The following is a 24,714-nucleotide window of genomic DNA, read 5'->3' as shown; positions in this document are numbered from 1 at the left end:
CCCGTCTTACGCTTGTCGCCCCAGGCGAAGCCCGTCCGCTTTTCTTTAGATATCCAGGTTTTTGACGTAGGCGGCGTTTTCTTCGATGAAGTTCCGGCGCGGTTCTACTTTGTCACCCATGAGGATCTCGAACGTTTCGTCTGCCTCGATGGCGTCCTGAAGGCTGACTTGGAGAAGCGTACGTGATTCCGGATCCATGGTTGTTTCCCAAAGCTGCTCCGGATTCATCTCACCAAGACCTTTGTAGCGCTGGATGCCCGGTTTCGGTGTCGGGGAGATCTCCCCGAGGATCCTGTCGAGTTCTTTATCATTGTAAGCGTACTGGATCCTCTTGCCCTGCTGGATCTTATACAATGGCGGCTGTGCGATGTAGATGTAACCCGCTTCGATGATCTGCCTCATATAACGATAGAAGAATGTCAGAAGCAGCGTCCGGATATGGGCACCGTCGACATCGGCATCGGTCATGATGACGACTTTATGATAGCGCGCCTTCGATAGATCGAAGTCTTCACCGATTCCTGTTCCGAGCGCTGTAATGATGGCACGGATTTCATTGTTGGACAGGATCTTATCCAGGCGTGCTTTTTCGACGTTGATGATCTTACCACGCAGTGGAAGGATCGCCTGGAAGTGACGGTCACGCCCCTGTTTGGCAGATCCACCGGCGGAGTCACCCTCAACCACGTAGATTTCGCTGATACCAGGGTCCTTGGACGAACAGTCTGCCAGTTTACCAGGCAGGCTTGAAACTTCCAGTGCACTCTTACGGCGTGTGAGTTCACGGGCTTTTTTGGCAGCCATACGTGCACGTGCCGCCATGAGTCCTTTTTCCACGACCTTACGCGCGACGACCGGGTTCTCCAGGAGGAAGGTTTCAAGATGCTCGGAGAATAGCGTATCCGTGATTTGACGGGCTTCCGAGTTTCCGAGCTTCGTCTTGGTCTGGCCTTCGAACTGCGGATCAGGGTGCTTGATGGAGATGATCGCAGTGAGTCCTTCACGTACGTCTTCCCCTGAAAGATTGGCATCACTGTCTTTGAAGACGCTGTTCTTCCTGGCGTAATCATTGATGATCCGTGTCAGTGCCGTTTTGAAGCCTGATTCGTGGGTACCGCCTTCATGGGTATGGATGTTATTTGCAAACGAGTAAATGTTGCTTGCAAATCCATCATTGTATTGAATGGCGATCTCAACGGTGATGTCATCCCGCTCACCTTCAATGAAGATCGGCTCTTCGTGGATGACTTCCTTGGTCCTGTTCAAATGCTCCACGTAGGATTTGATCCCACCTTCGTAGTGGAAATCCTTGCGGCGGGGTTCCTCTCCGCGCTTATCTTCAATGCTGATCTGGATGCCCTTGTTCAGGAAGGCAAGCTCCCTGATCCGGTTCGCGAGGGTATCATAGTCATACTCCGTCGTTTCCGTGAAGATCTCGGGATCCGGTGTGAAGTGGATGATCGTACCGGTCTTATCCGTATCACCGATCACCTTCAAATCAAAGCTCGGAACACCCTTCTCGAATTTCTGATAGTGGATGTGTCCTTCCCGGTGCACATAGATTTCAAGCTCGGTGGACAGGGCGTTCACGACGGATGCCCCTACACCGTGAAGTCCGCCGGACACTTTGTATCCGCCGCCGCCGAATTTACCTCCGGCGTGAAGGACCGTCATGATGACTTCGACTGCTGGACGCCCCATTTTTTCGTGGATCCCGACTGGGATACCGCGTCCGTTATCCTTGACGGTAATGCTGTTGTCTTTCTCGATGATGACCTCGATGTGATCACAGTATCCTGCGAGTGCTTCATCAATACTGTTATCGACGATTTCCCACACGAGATGGTGCAAGCCTCGACCGCTTGTGGAACCGATATACATACCCGGTCTTTTTCTGACGGCCTCTAACCCTTCTAAAACCTGTATCTGATTTTCATCATAGGATTGACCTTGCTGTTGGTCCATAGCCATACTGATTCACCTACACTTTCTAACCTTCAGGGCTTTTGAATTCTATAGTAAGTTCTCATAACTTGAGTACTTCTTGGAGCGCTTCTTCAATGTGCTTGAAGCAAGCGGGGATAAATAAAGCTGATTGAACGTGATGACGAGAGATTTATATGAACCCTTTGCGAGATTGCAAAGGTCTTTATCTTTTTGTTTAAGCAGACGCTGTATTTCCTCTGAAAATTGAACGGTGTCACGATCGATAATGGCAATGATTTCATCCGTACGCACCATGACATCTTCTCCTACATGAATGTACAAGGTAACACCTCATTTCAATCTTTTCATCGTACCGGCTTCCACGTGGAATGTGGTTGCTTCATTCAGGGTCTGATGGTCGATCCCATCGACGTTCGTCGTGGTGACGAAGGTCTGAACCTTCCCTTGTATGGTATTGAGCAAGTGGGACTGTCGATAATCATCAAGTTCGGACAAAACGTCATCGAGAAGCAGGATCGGGTACTCCTTGATCTCCGAATGGATCAATTCAATTTCCGCAAGCTTCACCGACAGAGCCGTCGTCCTCTGTTGTCCCTGAGAACCGAACGTCTGGACATCTCGATCATTCACGATAAATTGAAGATCATCCCGATGAGGTCCCACCAGGGTCACCCCGCGGTCGATTTCACGTTCACGGATCTGATCGAATTTCCGTTCATATATCTCTACCATTTTCGACCATTCTTGATCATCTGATACCTCTAAAGACGGTTTATATAGGATTTCGAGGGTTTCAAGATTCCTTGATATGCCTGAATGAATCGGTTTGGCCCAACTTTCGAGCATACGAACAAACTCAAACCGCTTCTTTGTGATCTTCACAGCCATTTCGATGAACTGCTCAGTCAACACATCAAGCATCGTCTGATCCTTCTGCTTCCTTGTCTGCAATTGTTTCAGATAATGATTCCGCTGCTGTAAAATTTTCTGGTAAAGACTGATATCATGCAAATAAACAGGCGAAACCTGGCCTATTTCCATATCGATGAAACGGCGTCTCACCTGAGGACTCCCTTTTACGAGATGGAGATCTTCAGGGGCAAACATAACCACATTCATATTTCCGACGTACTGGCTCAGCTTCTGCTGCTCCAGATGGTTACATTTTGCCTTTTTGCCTTTCTTCGATAGCACAAGCTCTAAAGGTATCGGCCCATTATGTTTTTGTATCCTACCTTTTATTTTAGCATATTCCTCATCCCAACGGATTAAATCTTTGTCATTTGATGTACGGTGGGACTTGGCCATGGCCAAAACGTAGATGGACTCCATGATATTCGTTTTCCCCTGGGCATTTTCCCCGAGAATGACGTTCACTTTATTCTCGAACGTCACATCGATGGACTCGTAATTCCGGTAATTTTTCAGCTCTAATTGTTCAATGTACATGGACACGACATCCTTTATTATTCTCCGGTAACAACAAACGTCCCCACTTCTGGGATTTCAACGGTATCTCCCACCGCCAGTTTCCTGCCCCTGCGTTGATCCTGTTCACCATTCACATATACTTCATATTCACTCAGGAACCATTTCGCCATGCCGCCAGATTGAATGACTTCGGCAAGCTTGAGAAATTGTCCGAGTGTGATGATTTCCGTCTCGATCTTGATTGGTTGTGCCACTTCGAATCACTACTTTCCGTGTAAAGTCTCTAATAGTTTATTTTACTCTAAACCGGGACAAGTCACAACCAGCTGAAACATTGGGAGCTGGAGGGTCCGGAATGAAAAAGGCGTTAACTGTTTTAAGAAAGGAAAAAGCCAACGCCTTTAATCGGCATTGGCTTTTCGATCAGTACGTACGGACCGGCAGGATCAGCTGAAGGATGGAGTCGTCATGGAGCGGACGAAGGACGAACGGTCTCATGGCTCCTGTGAAATTCACATGGATTTCCGTTCCTTCGATGGCTTTCAGGGCGTCCATCATGTATTTGGCACTGAAGGAGATCTTGAGCTCTTCTCCCTCGATGGACTGACTTTGAACCTGCTCGATGACCTTCCCGATCTCAGGTGTGTTGGAAGAAATCTCGATCATACCGCCTTCAAGAGTCGAAAGCTTGACGACATTATTCCTTCCTTCCCTTGCAAGGAGGGACGCACGGTCGATGGCCTGCAAGAATTCTTTCGTATTGAGGGTAATTCCGGTTTTCGTATCCGTCGGGATCAGGCGCGTCGTATCCGGGTAGTTACCTTCCAGCAGCCTTGAGAAGAACAGCAGATGCTTCGCCTTGAACAGGACTTGATTCTCGGTGATGACGATCTCGACAGGCTCATCCGTATCATCAAGGATCTTATTCAGTTCGTTCAGGCTCTTACCAGGAATGACGATATTGTATGATGCATCATGATTCGTTTCGATCGGTGCTTTCCTCATGGCGAGCCTGTGGCTGTCTGTTGCAATACAGCTTAACGACCCGTCCTCAACCTGACAGTTTACACCTGTCAAGATCGGGCGTGTTTCTGAGGTGGACACTGCGAACACGGTCTGGCGGATCATTGTCTTCAGAAGGTCTGTCGACACTTTGATCCCGTTTCCTTCTTCAATCTGCGGAAGATGAGGATATTCTTCGGGGTCAAGACCATTCAAGTTGAACTCGGCCTGACCGGAACGGATCACCGTTTGGAAATGATTCAATACTTCCATCTCCACTGTATCCCTCGGAAGCTTCTTGACGATTTCACTGAAGAACTTCGCTTGAAGGACAATTCCCCCAGGCTGCATGATTTCCACAATCTCTTTTCCTTCTTCTTCATTCGGGATGAACGATTCGATCGAGATATCGGAGTCGCTTCCAGTCAGCGTAACACCATCTTCTGTCGCAATGATCTTGATTCCTGTCAAAATCGGAATCGTTGTTCTGGATGTGACGGCTTTCATGACATCTTGGACGCTTTGCACGAGTTTATCCCTCTGGATAACAAATTTCATGATCAATTTCCTCCCAATTGCACATAATTTTTTAGGACGCACATATAATAATAATTTATTTAAAAAAGTAGTAATAATAGTAATAGGGCCTGTTGATATGTGGATAAGTATGTGAATCGAACGGAAACACAGCCTATCCACATGTGGACAGACTGTGTGCTATCTGGTTCGGGTTATTCACATGGCCCACTTGGTCTGTGGGTGAAAAAATCAGTTTTTCAGCGTTTCACGAATATCTTTCAGCTGCTGTTGAAGCAACGCATCGGCCCCAAGGAGCGTACTGATCTTCTCGTGGGCGTGGATGACGGTCGTATGATCCCGTCCGCCGAACTCTTCCCCGATTTTCGGTAAAGAAGAGTCGGTCATTTCACGGGATAGGTACATGGCGATCTGCCGCGGGAACGCAATGGACTTCGTACGCTTCTTCGCTTTGAAGTCCTCAAGCTTCACATTGAAATGCTCCCCGACGACGCGCTGGATCTCCTGGATGGTGATCACGCGCGGCTTGGAGCTCGGGATGATATCTTTCAATGCTTCAGCGGCAAGGTCCGCGTTGATATCTTTATTGATGAGAGATGAATACGCCACGACACGAATCAAGGCTCCTTCAAGCTCCCGGATATTGGAATCAATCTGATTGGCAATGTACAGCATCGCTTCATTCGGGATATCAAGGCCTTCCGCCTTCGCCTTTTTGCGAAGGATCGCAATCCTGGTCTCAAGGTCAGGTGGCGTGATATCCGTGATCAGACCCCATTCGAAACGGGAGCGGAGTCTGTCTTCAAGCGTCGGGATCTCTTTTGGAGGCCGGTCGCTTGAGATGACGATCTGTTTGCTTTCTTCATGCAGCGTGTTGAATGTATGGAAGAACTCTTCCTGCGTTTGTTCTTTTCCTGCCAGGAATTGAATATCATCAATGAGAAGCACGTCGACATTTCGATATTTATTGCGGAAATCGACGGCTTTATTATCCCTGATGGAATTGATGAACTCATTCGTGAATTTCTCGGAAGATAAGTAGACAACCTTCGCAGAAGGATTATGTTCGAGTACGTAGTGACCGATGGCGTGCATCAAGTGGGTTTTTCCCAGTCCTACGCCCCCATAGATGAACAGCGGATTGTACGCTTTTGCCGGGGCTTCCGCTACAGCGAGTGAAGCGGCATGGGCAAAGCGGTTCCCTGATCCAATGACAAATGTGTCGAATGTGTATTTCGCATTGAGCATATTCTGGTTGAGATCCTGATGCTCATCATCCTTCGATGCCTTCTTTGGCGGAAGCGGTATATCGAATTCCTCGGGTTCTTGATTCTGAGGAATGATGAATTTGATCAGCAGCTCTTCACCGGTAATATCGTATAGTACACCTGAAATGAGCTGTGAGTAGCGTCCTTCAAGCCAATCCCGGGCAAATTCATTCGGTGCAGTGATAACAAGCGTATCGCCTTGGATCGAATGAGCCTTGGTCGATTTGAGCCATGTATCAAAACTGGGCTTGCTGATTTTCTTTTCGATGTTTTCTAAGGCTTTTGCCCATAAATCCCCGATATTCTCCAACCCTGATCCCTCCTTTTCTCTCTTTGTATAACCTCTGTACAACATGTATAAGTGCTAAATCGCTAGTGTTCATAAACATACAACGCTTTGAATGTGGAGAAATTATATTATAAGGAAGAAACTCGGTTTTTCGACATTATCCACCACTTGTGGACAACGTTTTACAAAGCCTCTGAATAAGTTACCCACAAACTATCCACAAATTGTGGATAAACATATTTGGCTGTTCACGTTATTAAGAGTGAAAACACAATAATCATATCAAAATATCCTAAGCGGTGCAATGCTTTAAAAATTTTATCCACAACCCCTTTTCCTTGTGGAATAATTTTGTCCACAGGCAAAGAATATGTGAAAAAGTTGTCAGTATGTGTTGTGGATAATTTAAAAGCATGTCGAAATCTATCCACAGAGACGTTTTCGGGGAATCGTGGATGATAGTTGTAGAAGGAAAAGAGATCTTCCTTTCTGGAGGAGGCAGAAGTTTTTCACATGCAGCTCGCAGAAAATGAATGGTTAGGCAGGAGGATCTCATCGAGACTCGCGAGAAGATTTTTTCGGGGAAATCGATGCCACATTTCCCCACTATAAAATAATATGAGAACGGTGTTGACTTTTGATGGGGGGCATCTTTATAATGGTGAAGAATGTCTTTAACTTATAAAGATATCCTTCAGGGAGGTGTCATAGATGAAAAGAACGTTTCAACCAAATAAGCGTAAAAGAAGTAAAGTACACGGTTTCCGCGCACGTATGAGTTCAAAAAACGGCCGTAATGTTTTAGCTCGTCGTCGTAGCAAAGGAAGAAAAGTATTATCTGCTTAGACCACTGAACTGACTCAGTGGTCTTTTTTTCTCTATCCATGTGATTGAAAGGCCATGCAGTTGGGCAAGATTGAGCAGGGAAAACCATTAAGAAAATTAGGTGTGATTCATGCGCAAAGAACAACGAGTGAAAAAGAATGAAGAGTTTCAGGACATCTTCAAAAAAGGGACGTCATTTGCCAATCGGCAGTTCGTTTTGTATTTTTTGAAAAAAGATGAGCCTCAGCCATTCCGGATCGGGATCTCGGTGAGTAAAAAAATCGGCAATGCCGTATGCCGGAACCGGATCAAACGGTATGTTCGACAATCATTCCTTGAGTTGAAGGAAGAAGTGAAAGATCAGTACGATTATTTAATCATCGCCAGGAAACCGGCGGCCGACATGAACTTCCATGAGGTGAAAAGCAGCCTCACGCACGTTCTTAATAGAGGGAAAGTATTGAAACGGGGTTCTTATGGCAAAAATGTTCGTAAAAAGTCATAAACTATTTGCGGGTTGCACAGGATTGCTCAGCACAAACCTGTGAAAAGATGTTACAATACGAAAGATTCTATCTTTTGTCATAATAGGATGTAACCGCATCCTTTATCACACTTGATTACTTATTAGTTGGGAGGAAATAGAGGGTGAAAAAGAGAATAATAGCCCTGATGTCAATTGTTGGGCTAATGGCTATTCTATCTGGTTGTACAGAATATAATAAGCCGATCAACTCAGATAGTACCGGTTTTTGGAACGAGTACATTGTTTATCCTTTGTCACAATTAATTACATTCTTCGGAGAGAAATTGGACGGGTTCGGATCTTACGGTCTGGCCATTATCATCGTCACATTGATCATCCGTTTAGCGATTCTACCATTAATGATCAAGCAAACGAAAAATTCTAAAGCGATGCAGGCATTGCAGCCGGAAATGAAAAAGCTGCGTGAGAAATACAGCTCCAAAGATGCACAAACACAGCAAAAACTACAGCAGGAAACAATGGCGTTATTCCAGACACATGGCGTCAATCCACTAGCAGGATGTTTCCCGTTGATCATCCAGATGCCGATCCTGATCGGTTTCTATCACGCAATCAGTCGTACAGCGGCCATCAAGGAACACAATTTCCTATGGTTCGACCTTGGAAGCCCGGATCCATTCTATGCGCTTCCGTTGATTGCCGGTTTGACGACCTTCATCCAGCAGAAGCTGATGATGGCAGGAACAGCAGACCAAAACCCGCAAATGGCCATGATGCTTTACATCATGCCGGTCATGATCATCATTTTCGCCATCAACTTCCCTGCCGCCCTTTCCTTATACTGGGTTGTAGGTAACCTATTCATGATTGCTCAAACGTATTTCATCAAAGGTCCTGATATTAAAGAAGTCAAAGCGGCCAAGGCCACTGCACAATCAGGGGGCAAGAAGAAGTGAGAGAAGTGAATGTGACAGGTCCAACGGTGGAAGAAGCCATTGAATCAGCCTTGTCTCAATTGAACATCACAAAGGACCGTGCCGAAATCACGGTCATCGATCCAGGGAAGAAAGCCTTTTTCGGCCTTTTCGGAGGAAAACCTGCCGTCGTGGCAGTGAAGGAAACGATCGATCCCGTGGAAGAAGCGAAGAACTTCCTGTTGGCAGTCGCCAAAGAAATGGGCGTGGAAGCGTCGATTGAAGAGAAACGCAGCGGAAGAGAAGTGGAATTCAATATCTCTGGTGAGAAAATGGCTCTCCTGATCGGGAAAAGGGGGCAGACACTGAACGCCCTTCAGCATCTTGCCCAGCTAGTGGCGAATCGTTCTTCTGATCAATTCGTCACGATCCTCCTCGATGCGGAGAATTACAGGGCCCGCCGCAGGGAAACGTTATCGAATCTAGCGAAGCGCCTTGCCGACAAGGCCCTCCGCATCAATCGTCCCGTTTCTCTCGAGGCCATGCCATCCTACGAACGGAAGGTCATCCACGCGGCCCTTGTGAACCAAACCGATGTGGAGACCCACTCGGAAGGCCGTGAACCGAATCGATATATTGTGATTTCACCGAAATAAACAAAAACGACCCAGTTGGGACGCACTCGTTGGAGTGGGCGTTCCGGTTGGGTCGTTTTTTTTGATTGGATGGCTGGTGTCGGCGCGGTCATTTAGTGGAGGGAGTATAGTATAGACGAGGGGCTGATCATAAACGTTGGAAGTTGGAAATAAACGTTGGAAGTTGGAAATAAACGGTGAAAGTTGATTATAAAGGTTGAAAGTTGGAAATAAATCCGTAAAGTTGGCAGTAGAAACGGTTGAAAAAATGAGAGTTGGTAGAAAAAAGCCGAAAGTTGATAATAAAACTCGAAAAGTTGATAGTAAAATTGAAAAAGTCGGTAATAAAACCTTGGCTCTTCCGAAAAATGTAACCGGAATGGATGAAATCCACCTCTTTTCATCATGTTCAAAGGTGCTAACCCCTAAAAATCGTCTCCACCACATCCCATTTCAACCCTTTCGACAAATTTCGCCACCCCCCTTCCCATCAAAAACCGACAAAAAGCCGCCCGGATCAACAACCCGAGCGGCCTTTCTACCCTATCATTCACTCTTTTCTTTCCATTCATCTGCAAGAATTCCATATACTACGTGATCCACGTACTTGTCATAGAGCCATTCTGCCTGACGGATGGTTCCTTCCTTGATATAGCCTAGTCGTTCCGGGATCCCCCGGCTTTTTTTATTGCCGACGGCCGCGCGGATTTCCACTTTGTCGAGAGCATAATGTTCAAATGCATAGGTCGTCAACGTACTGACCACCCGGGTCATGATCCCTTTCCCTTGGTTGCCTTCGCCGAGCCAGTATCCGATATAGGCGGTTTTGTTGGACCAGTTGATGTTATTGAATCCGGCCGTGCCGACCACTTCACCATGATAGAGGATGGCAGCGGATAGACTGCTGCGGTTGGCATAGCCCTTCATCGTTCCGGCAATGAACTCTTCTGTATCGCTCACCTTGGTGGTGAAGTCCAGCCATGGCAACCACTCTTTCAAGTGGGAGCGGGATTTGACGGTCAGCTCAAAAAGCGCCTGGGCATCCTGGGGTTCAAGTAGTTTTAATGATAGATCGTGGTCGATTTTGTAGGTGAACATGATGTGTTGCTCCTTTCCTGGTTGGCTATAGTATCGGTTTGACCGCAGGGATATTTAGTGTTTTGAAAAAATACGATCTTTCTCGACGACATCAACGGGTTACCCATGCCTATATTTTACCAGACCACAATAGAAGGGGTCCGATGTTTTTGCGCCTGCCCTCTGGATAAGTGACAATCCTGCCAATTTCACCTGCCGTTTATTGTTATTCACATGTGGATAAGTTAAAATGAGAGGGATGAAAGAATGGGGGTTGTGGATAATTTGACGTATCTGCCAGTTTTCCGTTCTTTAGGTTTAAATCGGTTTGTGCTATTCTAATAATTTGGGGAAACACTGCTTAATGATAGAGGCTGCTAGAACGAGACAGCCATTTTTTTATAGATGTAAGAAGAGAAGAAAGAGAGGTGACTCGCATGGAATTCGATACGATTGCAGCGATCTCCACTCCCATGGGGGAAGGTGCGATTGCCATTGTCCGCCTGAGCGGAGATGACGCTTTTGCGATCGGGGACCAGGTGTTCAGGGGCAAGAAAGGCAAGCCGCTGACGGAACTGGATTCCCATACGATCCATTACGGTCATATCGTGGATCCCGCGACAGAGCAGGTGGTGGAAGAGGTCATGGTATCCGTGCTGAAGGGACCGAAAACCTTCACGCGTGAAAACGTCCTTGAGATCAACTGTCACGGAGGTCTTGTATCGGTGAATAAGGTGCTTCAGCTTGTGTTGAAGCACGGTGCGAGATTGGCAGAGCCGGGAGAGTTCACCAAACGTGCCTTCCTGAACGGACGGATCGATCTGTCCCAGGCGGAGGCCGTCATGGATTTGATCAGGGCGAAGACGGACCGGGCCATGAATGTGGCGTTGAATCAGATGGAAGGACGCCTATCCAAGCTGATCCAGAAGCTTCGTCAGGAAATCCTTGAGACGCTTGCCCATGTGGAAGTGAATATCGATTATCCGGAATATGATGACGTGGAGGAAATGACCCACAGCGTGCTCCTGGAGAAATCGCGCTATGTCAGTGATGAGATCGAGAAGCTCATCAAGACGTCCGAGCAGGGGAAAATCCTCCGTGAAGGGCTGTCCACTGTCATCATCGGTCGCCCGAACGTCGGGAAGAGCTCTTTATTGAACAGCCTCGTCCATGAAAACAAGGCGATCGTGACGGATATTCCCGGAACGACGCGTGATGTGATCGAGGAGTATGTGAACGTCAGGGGTGTACCGCTCCGCCTCGTCGATACGGCGGGAATCCGGGAGACGGAGGATATCGTCGAACGGATCGGTGTCGAGCGTTCGCGACAGGTATTGAAGGAAGCGGATCTCATTCTCCTCGTCCTCAATCATGCGGACGACCTCACATTCGAAGACGAGCAATTGTTTGAAGCCGTCAAGGGAATGGACGTCATTGTCATCGTGAACAAGACGGACCTTCCGAGGAAGATCGACCTGGAGAAAGTGGAAGCACTTGCCGCCAATCACAAGCTTGTGACCACAGCCCTGATTGAGGAAGAAGGGGTGGATGAGCTCGAGGAAGCCATTTCATCCCTCTTCTTCGATGGGTCCATCGAGGCGGGGGATATGACGTATGTCTCCAACAGCCGTCACATCGCCCTGCTCCATCAGGCGTCGACAAGCATCAATGAAGCGATTCAAAACGTAGAAATGGGCATACCGATCGACATTGCCCAGATCGATCTGACAAGAACATGGGAGCTTCTCGGTGAAATCATCGGGGAGAGCGTCCATGACAGTTTGATCGATCAGTTGTTCTCACAATTCTGCCTAGGGAAATAAATTTGTATATAGGATCATGTGATCCTTTAAGGAGGATAAATCACCATGCAATATGACGCAGGACATTATGATGTCATTGTCATTGGTGCTGGACACGCCGGAGTGGAAGCTGGACTTGCTTCCGCCCGCATGGGGGCGAAAACGCTGATGGTCACCATCAACCTTGATATGATCGCCTTCATGCCATGTAACCCATCAGTCGGCGGACCGGCAAAAGGAATCGTCGTTAGGGAAATTGACGCCCTCGGCGGTGAAATGGGCCGCAACATCGATAAGACCCACATCCAGATGAGGATGCTGAACACAGGTAAAGGCCCGGCCGTACGCGCGCTGCGTGCCCAGGCCGATAAATTCACGTACCAAAACGAAATGAAGAAAACGATCGAGAATGAACCGAACATCACCCTCATGCAGGGAATGGTGGAAGAGCTCATCGTGGAAGACGGTGAATGTAAAGGTGTCGTGACCATGACCGGTGCCGCCTATCGCGCGAAGACGGTCGTCATCACGACCGGGACCTTCCTACGCGGGGAAATCATCCTCGGCGAGTTGAAATATTCAAGCGGTCCGAACAATCAGCAGCCATCGATCCGCCTGGCAGATCACCTGCGCGAGCTCGGATTCGATACAGTACGATTCAAGACCGGTACGCCGCCACGCGTGAACGGTTCGACCATCGATTATTCTAAAACGGAAATCCAACCAGGGGATGACGTACCGAGAGCATTCAGCTACGAAACGACGAAGTACATCACCGATCAGCTTCCATGCTGGTTGACCTATACGAACGAAACGACGCATCAGCTCATCGATGACAACCTTCATCGCTCGCCGATGTATTCCGGCATGATCAAAGGGACCGGCCCGCGCTACTGTCCGTCCATCGAGGATAAGGTCGTCCGTTTCAACGACAAGCCGCGCCATCAGATCTTCCTTGAGCCTGAAGGCCGCAATACCCAGGAAGTATACGTTCAAGGGCTTTCAACAAGCCTGCCGGAAGATGTGCAGCAGAAGATCCTTTCCACGATCCCTGGTCTTGAAAACGTCCAAATGATGCGTCCGGGCTACGCCATCGAGTATGATTCCATCGTACCGACCCAGCTATGGCCGACCCTTGAGACGAAGAAGATCAAAAATCTGTACACAGCGGGTCAGATCAACGGAACATCCGGTTACGAAGAAGCAGCCGGACAAGGACTGATGGCAGGAATCAATGCCGCATGCCGCTCCCTTGATAAAGAGGAAGTCATCTTGGGCCGTTCCGATGCGTATATCGGTGTGCTGATCGACGACCTTGTCACCAAGGGTACGAACGAACCGTATCGTCTATTGACTTCGAGGGCAGAATACCGCCTTCTTCTCCGTCATGACAACGCCGATCTTCGTCTGACCGATATCGGTCACAGCATCGGACTGATTTCAGACGAGCGCTACGGACGTTTCACAGCGAAAAAAGAGCTGATCGAAGCAGAAAAAGAGCGCCTGAAGTCAACCCGTATCAAACCGACGGAAGAAACTCAGTCCGTGATCCGTGAAGCAGGCGGAAGCGAACTGAAGGACGGGATCCTGGCAGTGGATCTTCTGAAACGTCCGGAGATGAACTATTCTCACATGAAATCCCTTGTTCCGAATGAAGTGGAGCTTGATCCAGAAGTGGAAGAACAGGTGGAAATCCAGGTGAAATACGAAGGATACATCGAAAAATCCCTTCAGCAGGTCGACAAGATGAAGAAAATGGAGAACAAGCGGATCCCTGAAAACATCGATTACACAAAGATCAGCGGTCTTGCATCCGAAGCGAGACAGAAACTGATTGAAGTACAGCCGTTGTCCCTTGCCCAGGCTTCCCGTATTTCCGGAGTCAATCCTGCGGACGTTTCCATCCTTCTCGTCTATATCGAACAGGGGAAAATTGCAAAAGTATCAGGTGATCAATAAAGGATGGGTTGCGTATGAATATCAATGAATTTCAAGCCGGTCTCGAGGAAAAGGGGATTTCCCTTTCCTCTGAACAGCTGGCACAATTCGAGAAATACCATGAGCTTTTGGTCGAGTGGAATGAAAAGATGAATCTGACGGCCATCACGGATAAAGAAGAGGTGTACCTGAAGCACTTCTATGATTCCATCTCTGCTGCCTTTTACGTTGATTTCAATTCCATCACTTCCCTGTGCGATGTCGGTGCAGGGGCCGGGTTCCCAAGCATCCCGATCAAAATCTGCTTCTCGCATCTGCATGTATCCATCGTGGATTCGCTGAACAAGCGCATCACGTTCCTGAATCATCTAGCGGATCAGCTGGGACTGGAGAACACGCACTTCCATCACGACCGTGCAGAAACATTCGGTAAGAATAAGGACCACCGTGAATCATACGACATGGTGACGGCGCGTGCCGTTGCCAGAATGTCGGTCCTCAGCGAGCTCTGCCTGCCCCTTGTCAAAAAAGGCGGCTATTTCGTCGCAATGAAGGCGGCCAGTGTGAACGATGAGATGGATAAAGCCAAGAAAGCGATCACGACCCTCGGCGGGAAGACGGAGCAGGTCGATTCCTTCCTCCTTCCTGAGGAGAACAGTGAGCGCACGATCGTTCAGATCAAGAAAGTGAAAGATACACCGAATAAGTATCCCAGGAAGCCTGGTACACCGAATAAATTACCATTAGAATAGAAAACTGACGTAGTACTACGGAAAATGTCATGGGAATAAGGCAGGAACTTGTCATTTCTTAGAGAATAGTATTAAAGGGAGTTTCTTAAAGGTGGTGTAGGAAGATGAAGCATCCTTTCTCTCGTTTTTTTGGTCTGGGTGAAAAGGAGCAAGAGCCGGAAGAATCAACAGAATCAGCAGTAGTGGAAGATCGGGATGAAGTGAAGAAGATTCCCGTCTCTCAGATCGTTCCCAACCGCTTCCAGCCTAGGACGATTTTTAATGATGATAAAATAGAAGAGTTATCGAGGACGATCCATATACACGGCATCATCCAGCCTATCGTGGTGAGGGAATACGGCGAAGATCAATTCGAGATCATTGCCGGGGAGCGGCGATTCCGGGCGGTGTCAAAACTCGGCTGGGAAACGGTCCCTGCCATCGTGAAGAATATGAATGACACGGAAACGGCCTCTGTCGCGCTGATCGAGAACCTGCAACGCGAAGAGCTGTCCCCGATCGAGGAAGCCATCGCGTACGGCAAGCTTCTCGAGCTTCATGAATTGACGCAGGAAGCCCTTGCACAGCGCCTGGGGAAAGGGCAGTCGACGGTGGCCAACAAGCTCCGTCTCCTCAAGCTTCCCGAAGAGGTGCAGGGTGCCCTTCTTGATAAGAAGATCACCGAGCGCCATGCCCGCGCACTCATTCCCTTGAAGAATGCGGAGAAACAGATCCAGCTTCTTCAAGAGGTTGTCGAGAAGAACCTCAACGTGAAGCAGACGGAGGACCGTGTGAACAAAATGCAGGAAGCTTCGGACAAAAAGCCGAAGCCAAAGCGCAAAGCCTTCTCAAAAGACATGAGGATTGCCGTCAACACGATCCGTCAGTCGCTGAATATGGTGTCCGACAGCGGGATCAACCTGGATGCCGAGGAAGAAGAACATGAGGAATTCTATCAGTTCACCATCCGCATCCCAAAAAAGAAATAGAATCATAGAGTGAGAGACTGTAATCAGGCAGTTCTCACTTTTTTTGTGGGATTTTGGCGATGAAAGTCGATATGAACTCGCGACATAATAAAAATTGCCAGACAATTTTCCGAGAATTTTGTTAGAATAGAAGAATACTGTGAAAAAAACTAGGTAGGTGACAACCTTGGGCAGAATCATAGCCGTTACAAACCAGAAGGGCGGAGTCGGTAAGACCACGACCAGCGTCAATCTGGGGGCTTGTTTAGCTTATATTGGAAAGAAAGTCCTGCTTGTCGACATAGATCCACAAGGAAACGCCACGAGCGGTGCAGGTGTGGAAAAAGGAGACGTGCAGCAATGCATATATGATGTTTTAGTGGACGATGTGGACGTAAAGGAAACGATCAAGCAGTCGAAGGTCGAGAATCTGGATATCGTACCTGCCACCATTTCCCTTGCCGGGGCAGAAATCGAGCTGGTTCCGACCATCTCAAGGGAAGTCCGCTTGAAAAAGGCACTGGAAAAAGTGAAGGACGATTACGATTATATCGTCATCGATTGCCCGCCATCGTTGGGGCTCTTGACCATCAATGCCCTCACGTCTTCGGATGCGGTGATCATCCCGGTCCAATGTGAATACTACGCACTCGAAGGGCTTAGTCAGCTGCTAAGCACCGTGCGTCTTGTGCAGAAGCATTTGAATCATGATCTGATGATCGACGGCGTCCTCTTGACGATGCTCGATGCCCGTACGAATCTCGGCATCCAGGTCATTGAGGAAGTGAAGAAATATTTCCAGGATAAAGTGTATCGAACCATTATCCCGCGTAATGTCCGACTGAGCGAAGCACCGAGCCACGGGGAACCGATCATCATCTATGATGCCAAGTCCAGGGGAGCGGAAGTGTATTTAGAACTTGCGAAGGAGGTGGCGATGAGTGGCTAAAGGTTTGGGAAAGGGGCTTGATGCCCTGTTCACGGCAAATAAAGAAGAGGAAACGGTCCAGGAAGTGAAGCTGAAGGATCTCCGTCCGAATCCTTATCAGCCCCGTAAGATCTTCCAACCCCAGGCGATCGAAGAGCTGAAGGCCTCCATCCAGGAGCATGGGATCCTCCAGCCGATCATCGTCCGGAAATCCATCAAAGGCTATGAGATCGTGGTCGGTGAGCGCCGCTACCGTGCGGCGAAAGCGGCGGATCTCAAGACAGTACCTGTTGTCGTACGGGAGCTTGATGAGAAGCAAATGATGGAACTGGCTGTACTGGAAAACCTCCAGCGTGAGGATTTGACACCGATCGAAGAAGCTGCCGCCTATCAGATGCTGATGGAGAAGCTCGGGATCACGCAGGAGGAGCTGGCAAAGCGGTTGGGGAAAAGCCGTCCCCATATCGCCAACCACATCCGTCTTCTTGGGCTCTCACAGCCCGTACAGGAACTGATTTCAGACGGAAAGCTCACGATGGGACACGGCCGGGCCCTTCTTGGACTGAAGAACAAGAAGGGATTGACCCAGCTTGTCAATCGGGTCATGAAGGATTCCCTCAATGTCCGTCAGCTTGAGAAGCTCGTACAGGAACTGAACGACGATGTTTCACGTGAAACGAAGAAAAAAGAACGCAAGGACGTGTTCATCGAGGAGCAGGAGACGCGCCTCAGGGAACGGTTCGGCACCACGGTTACAATTAAACAATCGAAGAAAAAAGGAAAGATTGAGCTTGAGTTCTTTTCGAAAGAAGACCTTGAACGGATCCTCGATCTTCTTCAACAACACGACTGATGGAGTCCGGCTCTGAAGGGAATCCCTTCGAGCCGGTTCTTTTTTTGTCGAGAGTGATGGGAGAAAGAAAAAATGGTGTTATTCGGTACGATCATCAACGGAATATGTATCATCCTGGGAACGCTCCTCGGTAAACTCCTTCACCGCATTCCGGAGAATGTGAAGGATACGGTACTGAAGGCAATTGGCCTTGCCGTGACGGTGCTGGGACTGCAGATGGGATTGAAAAGCGAAAACTTCCTTATTGTCATCATCTCTCTAGCGGTCGGTGCGGCCCTAGGAGAATGGATGAATCTTGATTCAAAGCTCAACGCCCTTGGGGAGTGGCTTGAAAGGAGAATCGGTACGAAGGGGGACACGTCCATTTCTCAAGGATTCATTACGGCCACCCTGATCTTCGTGATCGGGGCCATGGCGGTAATCGGTGCCCTCGACAGCGGGATCAGGGGAGACCATGACGTCCTGCTCACAAAAGCGATCATCGATGGATTCACCTCCATCATCCTTGCCACGACACTAGGGATCGGCGTCATGTTCTCAGCTGTGCCGGTCATCCTCTATCAAGGCACGATCGCGTTGTTCGCCACCCAGATCCACCGCTTTGTCCCACAGGAACTCATGGATGCCTTCATCACTGAAATGACCGCGACAGGCGGCATCATGATCTTTGCCATCGGACTCAATCTGGTCGGAATCACCAAGATCAGGGTGGCTAATCTTCTTCCTGGAATTGTGGTCGTCGGTGTGATCGTCTCGTTCCTTCATCTGTATCAAGCGTAAAGAGTGCTTCAGTCATAGCAAAACCCGAATTAATTCGCCTACGTTAAAGCAAATTAGTTCGGGTTTTTCATTTGTTTCACGAACATTTATATGAAATTTTTTCTAGCGGTTGCACGGAAATCATAAGCGGTATAAAGAATTCACACAGATATATAAACGGACCCTTGTTTTTCTAACAAGCTCTTCTTTTTATTCAGACCGTCAAGAATAATCCGTACGCTGGTGTGGCGATTGCTTCCACTGCCAATAGAAATAGGAGCCAGTTGGCATTCACATCTTTTTCTTTTGAATAAGCCGTTTTGATCGTGTGTGCAATAACACCTACTAAAAGAGTACCAAGTGCAATTTTAACAAGTAAGAGTATGGTCATTTAAATCTCCACCTTTCTACCTTGTATATACGAAAGAACGGAATGATGGTTTCAAAAAATATCCATAAAAAAACAGTCCGCATCCGGACCGTCCTCCTATTGCAGTTCTTCCCGCCATTTTTCGATGCTCACGGCGTTCCTGCGCTCGATGGTTTCGGCAGCCAGGGCGATTGACTCGGCCATGACTTTGGCCATTCTCATCACGAGGCTGAGCCGGGTATTCTGAAGTACGAAGAACTCCATGAACCCACTCACGTTGACGATGCCGGTCAGATGGATGTTTCCTACTTCGGGAAGTTCTTTATTCACTCCAGCGCCGGGTTTGAGTGGACCGTGACTGAGCTGGATCGCTCCGACACTCTTAAGACGTCCCAGACAGGCGTCGATCCCGATGATGAATGGATTCTTATGAATGGATTGGATATAGGCCATCTTCTCTTCCAGATTGACAGCATGAATGGGATCATCCAGGGTCCCATAAACGTGGAAGGTCTCTATGCCGCGATCTTCCAGGAGAGTTCCGATCAATGGACCGAGGGAATCACCCGTGGAACGATCTGTTCCGATGCATATGAATACGATTGGCCGTGTCCGGTAGAGGATGGGCAGCATGGCTGAAAGGTGGACGGAAAGATCCAGTGCCGCATTTTCATCTTCATAAGAGACCCTGTATGGTTCGGTCTTGCGGTCGAAAAGTCCTCGTTTCAGATTCATCACTACCACTCCCTTGCTCCTCGTTATCGTCCAGGCATGTTACCGCTTTTTAACAGTATACGGACAATCGCCGTCATTCATACATAATCGGGGCAGTTTTTTCATATGATAAAAATTTTTAAACTTCTTTACAGATCGAGGTTATATCTATTCATGGAGAGGGAAAGTTGATAAAATAAAGGGTACTTTCACTTTCTAAAGTAAGGGTGGCTGTTGAGAAGTATGTCAAAAAAGATAGATGAAATCATTAAAAGTCTTTCTAACGAAAGTTTATGGACAGATTTGGGGCTAGTCGTCCTAAAGATTATTGCCATCATGGTCATTACGTATATCGCTCTCCGTGTCGGGAGATCTGCGATCCGGAACGTCTTCAAGGCAAGGTCACGTTCGCCGATCAAATTCTCCGAACGCCGTGAAGCCACGTTATTGAAACTATTGGAAAACGTGTTGACCTATGTGATCTATTTCATTTCGTTGATGACGATCTTGTCGACCCTTTCTATAGATGTTAAGGGCTTGATTGCCGGTGCAGGAATCGTCGGTCTTGCCGTCGGTTTTGGTGCCCAAAACCTTGTTCGCGATATTATTACCGGTTTCTTCATCATCTTCGAGGATCAGTTCTCTGTGGGGGACTATGTGAAAATTGGCTCCGCCGAAGGAACGGTGGAGGAAATCGGGCTCCGGACGACGAAAATAAAAAGTTGGACGGGTGAATTACATATATTCCCCAATGGCAACGTAGCAGAAGTCACCAACTTCTCCGTTCATAACAGCGTGGCGGTCGTGGACGTCAACATCGCGTATGAAGAGAATATCGACAAGGCCGAGCGGGTCCTGCAGGAGCTTCTTCTCACGCTTCCTCAAAAATATGAGGAGCTGGTGAATCCGCCAGAGCTTCTCGGTATCCAGACCCTTGGGGCGCCTGATGTGATGATGAGGATCGTCGCCGAGACGACACCGATGAATCACTGGTATATCGCCAGGGTCCTCCGCAAGGAAGTCAAGCAGTGCTTCGAACGGAACGGCATCGAAATCCCTCTTCCCCGCATGGTCATGTACTCACGTAACGACGAGGACGATGTGCAGGAAGAACTTCAGAAAAAACAAAAGCAGGTTGAACGAGACTAAGGAGGTATGCGTCCATGGAGGCGAAGACGTTCGCACTTAATGATGTGGTGGAAATGAAAAAGCCCCATCCATGCGGCACCAACGAGTGGAAAATCATTCGCATGGGGATGGATATCAGGATCAAATGCGAGGGCTGCGGGCACAGCGTGATGATTCCTCGGAAGGATTTTTCCAAAAAGATGAAAAAAGTCCTTAGCTCATCAGAAAGCTGATACTGATAAGTACCCAGCTGGCACGATCCATAATCCAAACCAGTTTGTCTTTACACACAAAAACAGCTTACCGATTTCCGGCAGGCTGTTTTTTATTTCCCGGGGAGCGGGACAGCAATTTTACGGACCGACCTCAGTGGAGCATCACTTGTCTTTTTCCCCCATTATCTCTATAATTGTGAAAGGTTCGACCGTTCTCACGGTCGTCATTCAGGTATGAAGCTGTCATGATGGCAGAGATATGAATAGATAGGCAATCAATCAGGAGGAGTGACCGATATGGCTTTAACAGCTGGTATTGTAGGTCTGCCGAACGTCGGTAAATCTACGTTGTTCAACGCAATTACAAAAGCGGGTGCGGAATCTGCGAACTACCCGTTCTGTACCATCGATCCGAACGTGGGGATCGTAGAAGTACCCGATCATCGTCTGGATAAATTGACGGAGCTTGTGAATCCGAAGAAGACGGTTCCGACCGCATTCGAATTCACCGATATTGCAGGAATCGTGAAAGGTGCGAGCAAAGGGGAAGGACTCGGGAATAAATTCCTTTCTCACATCCGTCAGGTTGACGCCATCTGTCAGGTTGTCCGTTGCTTCGCCGATGACAACATCACGCACGTAGCCGGAAAAGTCGATCCGATCGCTGATATCGAGGTCATCAACCTTGAGTTGATCCTTGCCGACCTTGAAACCGTGGACAAGCGTCTCGTGAAGGTGCAAAAAATGGCGAAACAAAAGGACAAGGAAGCGGTCTTTGAATTCGAAATCCTTTCCAAGCTGAAAGAAGTCCTTGAAAACGAGCAGCCTGCCCGTACGGCTGAATTCAACGAAGAACAGGCAAAATACGTGAAGCAGCTTCACTTGTTGACGTCTAAACCTGTTCTTTATGTGGCAAACGTCAGCGAAGACGAGATTGCTGATACTGAAGACAATGAATACGTGCAAAAGGTTCGCGAATTCGCGAGCGAAGACAATGCGGAAGTCATCGTCGTCTGCGCGAAGATTGAATCAGAAATCGCCGAGCTTGATGATGAAGAGAAAGCGATGTTCCTTCAGGAGCTTGGCATTGAAGAATCAGGACTCGATCAGCTGATCCGCGCGACCTACTCCCTTCTTGGCCTTGCCACTTACTTCACGGCAGGTGTACAGGAAGTCCGTGCATGGACATTCCGTGAAGGCATGAAGGCTCCTCAATGTGCCGGTGTCATCCACACCGACTTTGAGCGCGGGTTCATCCGTGCCGAAACGGTTTCCTATGACGACCTCGTTGCTGCTGGTACAATGAATGCAGCCAAGGAAGCAGGAAAAGTCCGCCTTGAAGGAAAAGAGTATTTGGTGAAAGATGGGGACATCATCCACTTCCGCTTTAACGTATAATAAGATCACTCAGCCCCGAATCTGCATTCGGGGCTTTTTGGTGTGCATATAAAGGCTTCTGCATGTTACGGGCGAATCTGTCTTTTTCCCCCAGCTTATTGCAATTGGACAATCCCTATGATATAATTTTAATTCGTGAGTAATGAACGCATTGCTCCTTGTTCTTTCGTAAAGAAAGGACCGCATAGACCACGAGGAGGTGACATTCAGATGAAAAAGTACGAAGTTATGTACATCGTCCGCCCGAACATTGACGAAGAGTCAAAGAAATCAGTTGTTGAGCGTTTTGATAACGTATTGACTACTAACGGTGCGGAGATCATCGAGTCAAAAGATTGGGGTAAACGTCGTTTAGCGTACGAAATCAATGATTTCCGTGATGGTTTCTACCAATTGGTAAAAATCAACGCTGGCTCTGAAGCTGTAAACGAGTTCGATCGTTTGGCTAAGATCAGTGACGACATTATCCGTCATATCGTTGTAAAAGACGAACAATAATTCGAACGTTTCATAGATATACACTTCTAGCAATAGAAGGAAGGGGTTGATTCTGATGATGAACCGAGTTGTATTAGTGGGCCGATTAACCAAAGACCCTGAACTAAAATATACTCCAAGTGGAGTGGCTGTTGCCTCATTCACCCTGGCAGTGAATCGTTCTTTTACGAATCAATCAGGTGAACGGGAAGCAGATTTTATTAACTGTGTTGTTTGGCGCCGACCTGCCGAAAACGTAGCGAACTTCCTTAAGAAAGGAAGCCTGGCCGGCGTTGACGGTCGAATCCAGACTCGTAACTTCGAAGGTCAGGATGGACGACGCGTGTTCATGACGGAAGTCGTGGCCGAAAGCGTTCAATTCCTTGAGCCTCGCAGTGCGAATCAAGGTGGAGATCGCGGCGGAAGCCCAAGCTATTCTGGCGGCGGTGGTGGTTACCAACAGGGTAACCAAGGTGGTAACTCATTCGGCCAGAATCAGAATCAACAACAGCGCAACAACAACAATAACTACACTCGCGTAGATGAAGATCCATTCGCAAATGACGGTCAGCCGATCGACATTTCCGATGACGATCTGCCATTCTAAGAGCGAACGATACCGACTTTTAACAGGATAGGAGGCGAAAAACATGGCAGGAGGACGTAGAGGTGGACGTAGACGCCGTAAGGTATGCTACTTCACAGCAAACGGAATTACTCACATCGATTTCAAAGATGTGGAACTTCTTAAAAAATTCATCTCTGAACGTGGAAAAATTCTTCCACGTCGCGTAACTGGAACAAACGCTAAGTACCAACGTAAATTGACTCGTGCAATCAAACGTGCGCGTACAATGGCATTGCTTCCATACGTAAGCGGAGAATAAATAAGAGAGACATCCTTCTTTTGGAGGATGTCTTTTTTTGTGCGATGAACGGATTGCGTAAGAAACCTAGAGCCCTCTACATTCCTCCCATCAAAAGCTTCTTCAAAGGTTGGAGATGTACTCATACATCTTGCGCAGATTGCCTTCAATGCCATGGATGCCGAGCCATTTCGTATATTCAGGAGAGAGCACAAAGTCTTTTATGAATGTCTCCATTGAGATTCCCTCATCGTTTGCCCTCTGTGCTTTCTCTAGGAGCATGTTCAAATAAGCTTCCATCGAATGCACCAACTCCTTCCCTCCTGAACCACCGTGTCCTGGTATATAGGTCTCCGCATTCAAACCTCCAATCTCTTTGATCAAGGCAAGATATGAAACTGGATCAAAGATGGGTACGTGCAACTTGCGGGTTATCAGGTCTCCTGCAAATAAGATAGAATCTTGTGGAAGGTACAGATAGGAATCACTCGGTGAGTGGCCACCACCCGGGCAACGAAGGATCGCTTCTCTATGAGGACCTATGAATACATGCTCGTTATCGAAAATCCTATCAGGTAAGAAGAGTTTCAAGCGTGAGAGGTCGCGAAGGATATGCGTCATTTCCTCCATTTGTAGCGTAAGACTCTCGATCATTACGGGATCGGACTCCTGCACTAAACGTTGTTCCATAGCTTTTAGATAGGCTTCCGTTCCTTCTCGTTCCAATTCAAGGTCCTTCACATCGTTCTTTTCTTTGATCCAATGCTTCGTTATGGCAGTAGAATAGATTGGAAACCCTTCAAACGCTTGATTTCCGAAGACATGGTCACCGTGGAAATGACTATTAATAACCTCCATTTTCGTATTCCCTGTCAGCCGTTCTGCCTGTTTGCGAAGTTCGTATCCTGCCGATGGTGTGGACATGGTGTCGAAGATAAGGGTGGTTCCTCCCAAATCTATGATCCCTGCGTTGCTCCATGCACCCTGCCCAGGTTTGGCAATCACTCCGTAAACGCCTTCGCAGAGCAAGTGGATGGTGAAACATGTCGTTTCAATTGGATTCATGACACCGCCTCCCTTTTCCTCTATCATACCAATATCCTTCGTAAATATTAGAAAATTCCATATTTTTAGTAAAAAAGACTCAACCTCTCC

At 47.9% G+C, this 24,714-nt stretch carries 27 protein-coding genes; 17 read left to right on the top strand and 10 right to left on the bottom strand.

Features of this window, described 5'->3' with window-relative positions; translation table 11 throughout:
- Window positions 1-45: 45 nt before the first annotated feature.
- From gyrB to dnaA, 6 genes are all read right to left on the bottom strand, one after another.
- On the bottom strand, window positions 46-1,965 hold the full coding sequence (gene gyrB, locus ACNA6I_RS22280) for a DNA topoisomerase (ATP-hydrolyzing) subunit B (RefSeq protein WP_048004940.1): 1,920 nt from the start codon (window positions 1,963-1,965) through the stop codon (window positions 46-48).
- Window positions 1,966-2,013: 48 nt separating this feature from the next.
- Entirely contained in the window at window positions 2,014-2,268 is a 255-nt protein-coding gene (gene remB / locus ACNA6I_RS22275) for an extracellular matrix regulator RemB (protein WP_048004565.1), read from the bottom strand.
- Window positions 2,269-2,277: 9 nt separating this feature from the next.
- Entirely contained in the window at window positions 2,278-3,396 is a 1,119-nt protein-coding gene (gene recF, locus ACNA6I_RS22270) for a DNA replication/repair protein RecF (protein ID WP_048004566.1), read from the bottom strand.
- Between the two features lie 17 nt (window positions 3,397-3,413).
- Entirely contained in the window at window positions 3,414-3,632 is a 219-nt protein-coding gene (gene yaaA, locus ACNA6I_RS22265) for a S4 domain-containing protein YaaA (protein WP_048004567.1), read from the bottom strand.
- 169 nt (window positions 3,633-3,801) lie between these two features.
- A complete protein-coding gene (gene dnaN / locus ACNA6I_RS22260; RefSeq protein ID WP_048004568.1) occupies window positions 3,802-4,938 on the bottom strand; it encodes a DNA polymerase III subunit beta in 1,137 nt (378 codons plus the stop codon).
- A gap of 210 nt (window positions 4,939-5,148) precedes the next feature.
- A complete protein-coding gene (gene dnaA, locus ACNA6I_RS22255; protein WP_048004569.1) occupies window positions 5,149-6,495 on the bottom strand; it encodes a chromosomal replication initiator protein DnaA in 1,347 nt (448 codons plus the stop codon).
- A gap of 690 nt (window positions 6,496-7,185) precedes the next feature.
- Between dnaA and rpmH the strand changes: the two genes are divergently transcribed.
- The 4 genes from rpmH to jag all read left to right on the top strand — a co-directional run bounded on the left by rpmH (window position 7,186) and on the right by jag (window position 9,356).
- Window positions 7,186-7,320, top strand: coding sequence for a 50S ribosomal protein L34 (gene rpmH / locus ACNA6I_RS22250; protein WP_079513904.1), 135 nt, complete (start codon window positions 7,186-7,188; stop codon window positions 7,318-7,320).
- A 109-nt stretch (window positions 7,321-7,429) separates the two neighbouring features.
- The gene (gene rnpA / locus ACNA6I_RS22245) at window positions 7,430-7,804 is read left to right on the top strand and encodes a ribonuclease P protein component (protein WP_048004570.1); all 375 of its coding nucleotides are present in this window, start codon (window positions 7,430-7,432) and stop codon (window positions 7,802-7,804) included.
- Between the two features lie 143 nt (window positions 7,805-7,947).
- Complete coding sequence (spoIIIJ, locus tag ACNA6I_RS22240; RefSeq protein WP_048004571.1) at window positions 7,948-8,742, top strand: YidC family membrane integrase SpoIIIJ; 795 nt, start codon at window positions 7,948-7,950, stop codon at window positions 8,740-8,742.
- Window positions 8,739-9,356 carry an RNA-binding cell elongation regulator Jag/EloR gene (jag, locus tag ACNA6I_RS22235; protein WP_048013548.1) on the top strand — a complete coding sequence of 206 codons (618 nt, stop codon included), beginning with the start codon at window positions 8,739-8,741 and terminating at the stop codon, window positions 9,354-9,356. Before spoIIIJ ends, jag begins: the two co-directional genes overlap by 4 nt.
- A gap of 525 nt (window positions 9,357-9,881) precedes the next feature.
- On the opposite strand, the gene ACNA6I_RS22230 is transcribed toward jag, so the two are convergent.
- Window positions 9,882-10,433, bottom strand: coding sequence for a GNAT family N-acetyltransferase (locus tag ACNA6I_RS22230; protein WP_367259432.1), 552 nt, complete (start codon window positions 10,431-10,433; stop codon window positions 9,882-9,884).
- Between the two features lie 416 nt (window positions 10,434-10,849).
- Here ACNA6I_RS22230 and mnmE point away from each other — a divergent pair, with 416 nt between their 5' ends.
- The 7 genes from mnmE (at window position 10,850) to ACNA6I_RS22195 (ending at window position 18,412) form a co-directional block, all read left to right on the top strand.
- On the top strand, window positions 10,850-12,235 hold the full coding sequence (mnmE, locus tag ACNA6I_RS22225) for a tRNA uridine-5-carboxymethylaminomethyl(34) synthesis GTPase MnmE (RefSeq protein ID WP_048004574.1): 1,386 nt from the start codon (window positions 10,850-10,852) through the stop codon (window positions 12,233-12,235).
- Between the two features lie 45 nt (window positions 12,236-12,280).
- A complete protein-coding gene (gene mnmG, locus ACNA6I_RS22220) occupies window positions 12,281-14,173 on the top strand; it encodes a tRNA uridine-5-carboxymethylaminomethyl(34) synthesis enzyme MnmG (RefSeq protein WP_048004575.1) in 1,893 nt (630 codons plus the stop codon).
- A 14-nt stretch (window positions 14,174-14,187) separates the two neighbouring features.
- On the top strand, window positions 14,188-14,904 hold the full coding sequence (gene rsmG / locus ACNA6I_RS22215) for a 16S rRNA (guanine(527)-N(7))-methyltransferase RsmG (protein WP_416314198.1): 717 nt from the start codon (window positions 14,188-14,190) through the stop codon (window positions 14,902-14,904).
- A 104-nt stretch (window positions 14,905-15,008) separates the two neighbouring features.
- Window positions 15,009-15,872 carry a nucleoid occlusion protein gene (gene noc, locus ACNA6I_RS22210; protein ID WP_148794326.1) on the top strand — a complete coding sequence of 288 codons (864 nt, stop codon included), beginning with the start codon at window positions 15,009-15,011 and terminating at the stop codon, window positions 15,870-15,872.
- A 166-nt stretch (window positions 15,873-16,038) separates the two neighbouring features.
- Complete coding sequence (locus ACNA6I_RS22205; protein ID WP_048004578.1) at window positions 16,039-16,800, top strand: ParA family protein; 762 nt, start codon at window positions 16,039-16,041, stop codon at window positions 16,798-16,800.
- Window positions 16,793-17,632 (top strand): ParB/RepB/Spo0J family partition protein, encoded by an 840-nt coding sequence (locus tag ACNA6I_RS22200; protein WP_048004579.1) that lies wholly within the window; start codon window positions 16,793-16,795, stop codon window positions 17,630-17,632. Before ACNA6I_RS22205 ends, ACNA6I_RS22200 begins: the two co-directional genes overlap by 8 nt.
- Window positions 17,633-17,704: 72 nt before the next feature.
- Window positions 17,705-18,412, top strand: a complete 708-nt coding sequence (locus ACNA6I_RS22195; protein ID WP_048004580.1) for a DUF554 domain-containing protein — start codon at window positions 17,705-17,707, stop codon at window positions 18,410-18,412.
- 193 nt (window positions 18,413-18,605) lie between these two features.
- Here ACNA6I_RS22195 and ACNA6I_RS22190 read toward each other — a convergent pair whose 3' ends face one another.
- Both ACNA6I_RS22190 and yyaC read right to left on the bottom strand, forming a co-directional pair.
- Window positions 18,606-18,782 (bottom strand): hypothetical protein, encoded by a 177-nt coding sequence (locus tag ACNA6I_RS22190; RefSeq protein ID WP_156183384.1) that lies wholly within the window; start codon window positions 18,780-18,782, stop codon window positions 18,606-18,608.
- Between the two features lie 96 nt (window positions 18,783-18,878).
- Window positions 18,879-19,496, bottom strand: coding sequence for a spore protease YyaC (gene yyaC / locus ACNA6I_RS22185; RefSeq protein ID WP_048013883.1), 618 nt, complete (start codon window positions 19,494-19,496; stop codon window positions 18,879-18,881).
- Between the two features lie 222 nt (window positions 19,497-19,718).
- Between yyaC and ACNA6I_RS22180 the strand changes: the two genes are divergently transcribed.
- The 6 genes from ACNA6I_RS22180 to rpsR all read left to right on the top strand — a co-directional run bounded on the left by ACNA6I_RS22180 (window position 19,719) and on the right by rpsR (window position 23,580).
- Window positions 19,719-20,624, top strand: a complete 906-nt coding sequence (locus tag ACNA6I_RS22180) for a mechanosensitive ion channel family protein (RefSeq protein WP_048004583.1) — start codon at window positions 19,719-19,721, stop codon at window positions 20,622-20,624.
- Between the two features lie 14 nt (window positions 20,625-20,638).
- Window positions 20,639-20,836, top strand: coding sequence for a DUF951 domain-containing protein (locus tag ACNA6I_RS22175; RefSeq protein ID WP_048004584.1), 198 nt, complete (start codon window positions 20,639-20,641; stop codon window positions 20,834-20,836).
- A 279-nt stretch (window positions 20,837-21,115) separates the two neighbouring features.
- Complete coding sequence (ychF, locus tag ACNA6I_RS22170) at window positions 21,116-22,216, top strand: redox-regulated ATPase YchF (RefSeq protein ID WP_048004585.1); 1,101 nt, start codon at window positions 21,116-21,118, stop codon at window positions 22,214-22,216.
- 210 nt (window positions 22,217-22,426) lie between these two features.
- Window positions 22,427-22,714 (top strand): 30S ribosomal protein S6, encoded by a 288-nt coding sequence (gene rpsF / locus ACNA6I_RS22165; protein WP_048004586.1) that lies wholly within the window; start codon window positions 22,427-22,429, stop codon window positions 22,712-22,714.
- A gap of 55 nt (window positions 22,715-22,769) precedes the next feature.
- The gene (gene ssb / locus ACNA6I_RS22160; RefSeq protein ID WP_048004587.1) at window positions 22,770-23,300 is read left to right on the top strand and encodes a single-stranded DNA-binding protein; all 531 of its coding nucleotides are present in this window, start codon (window positions 22,770-22,772) and stop codon (window positions 23,298-23,300) included.
- Between the two features lie 43 nt (window positions 23,301-23,343).
- Window positions 23,344-23,580, top strand: coding sequence for a 30S ribosomal protein S18 (gene rpsR / locus ACNA6I_RS22155; RefSeq protein WP_048004588.1), 237 nt, complete (start codon window positions 23,344-23,346; stop codon window positions 23,578-23,580).
- A gap of 102 nt (window positions 23,581-23,682) precedes the next feature.
- Here the strand turns inward: rpsR and ACNA6I_RS22150 are convergent, their stop codons facing one another.
- Window positions 23,683-24,624, bottom strand: coding sequence for an MBL fold metallo-hydrolase (locus tag ACNA6I_RS22150; RefSeq protein WP_416314197.1), 942 nt, complete (start codon window positions 24,622-24,624; stop codon window positions 23,683-23,685).
- Between the last annotated feature and the right edge of the window lie 90 nt (window positions 24,625-24,714).

This window comes from Rossellomorea sp. FS2, from assembly GCF_047915635.1.
Classification (GTDB): Bacteria; Bacillota; Bacilli; order Bacillales; family Bacillaceae_B; genus Rossellomorea; species Rossellomorea marisflavi_A.
This window is presented reverse-complemented; position numbering and strand designations above follow the sequence as displayed.